This window comes from Xanthomonas sp. SHU 166, from assembly GCF_000364685.1.
GTDB classification, from domain to species: domain Bacteria; phylum Pseudomonadota; class Gammaproteobacteria; order Xanthomonadales; family Xanthomonadaceae; genus Xanthomonas_A; species Xanthomonas_A sontii.
This window is the reverse complement of the sequence record NZ_AQOJ01000884.1, coordinates 1-1,120: the sequence shown is the minus strand read 5'-3', so window position 1 is coordinate 1,120 and position 1,120 is coordinate 1. Positions and strand designations below refer to the sequence as shown.

The window sequence follows — 1,120 nt, the reverse complement described above, 5'->3', positions numbered from 1 at the left end:
GGCGGGCGGATCGCCGAGACCAGGTAGCCGGCCTGTTCCAGCGCCGCCGACCACGCCAGTGCGGTGCGCTCCTCGCCGCACAGCAGCGGCTGGATCGGCGTGTCCGAGGCCATCAGTTCCAGGCCGTGACGGCGGGCACCGCCGCGGAACAGGGCGATCAGCTCGACCAGCCGCTCGCGCCGCCACTGGTCGCGCCGCGCCAGCTTGACCGCCGCCAGCGAGGCCGCGGCCTGCGCCGGCGGCAGCGCGGTGGTGTACAGATACGGCCGCGCGGTTTCGGCCAGATGCCGGATCAGCGTGGTATCGCCGACCACTGCGGCGCCGTAGCCGCCCAGTGCCTTGCCCAGGGTCACCAGTTGCAGCGGAACGTCGTCGACACCCAGCCCGGCCTCGGCGACGCTGCCGCGCCCCTGCGGGCCGACCACGCCGACGCCGTGCGCGTCGTCCACGTACAACAGCGCCTGTTGGGTGCGCGCCACCAGCGCCAGCGAGCGCAGCGGGGCGACGTCGCCGTCCATGCTGAACACGCCATCGGTGGCCAGCATCGCCGCGCCGTCGGCGGCGTGCTTGAGCTGGCGCATCGCGCCTTCGGCATCCAGGTGCGGGTAGCGGCGCAGGCGGCAGCCGGCCAGGCGGCTGGCGTCGAGCAGGCTGGCGTGGTTGAGCCGGTCTTGCACGCACACGTCCTCTTCCTCGCTCAGCAGCGCCTGCTGCACCGCCAGGTTGGCGATGAAGCCGCTGCCGAACAGCAGCGCCTGCGGATAGCCGAGCCAGTCGGCGATCTCGCGTTCCAGCGCCTCGTGCAGCGCGTGGTGGCCGCACACCAGGTGCGAGGCGGTGGCGCCGGCGCCACCGCGCGCGGCGGCGTCCTGCAGGGCGGCGACCACTTCGAACTGCTGTGCCAGGCCCAGATAGTCGTTGCTGCAGAAGCCAGTCAGCCAGCGGCCGTCCACTTCCAGGCGCACGCCGTCGCGGCGGCCGACGCTGCGGCGCACGCGCAGGCGCCCCTGCGCTTCGCGCAAGGCGCGCGCGGACTGGATGCGGTCGTGCAGGTCGGGACGGGCCATGGGCGCGGGACGGGCATCTGGCGGGCTAGCGTAGCGCGTCCCCGGCCGAGCCG

Annotated in this window: 1 protein-coding gene; it reads right to left on the bottom strand. The window is 74.3% G+C overall.

The genetic code is table 11. From position 1 onward, the window contains the following. A partial coding sequence (locus D180_RS20025; RefSeq protein ID WP_017914167.1) for an aminotransferase class I/II-fold pyridoxal phosphate-dependent enzyme occupies positions 1-1,067 on the bottom strand: 1,067 nt, incomplete at its 3' end. Between the last annotated feature and the right edge of the window lie 53 nt (positions 1,068-1,120).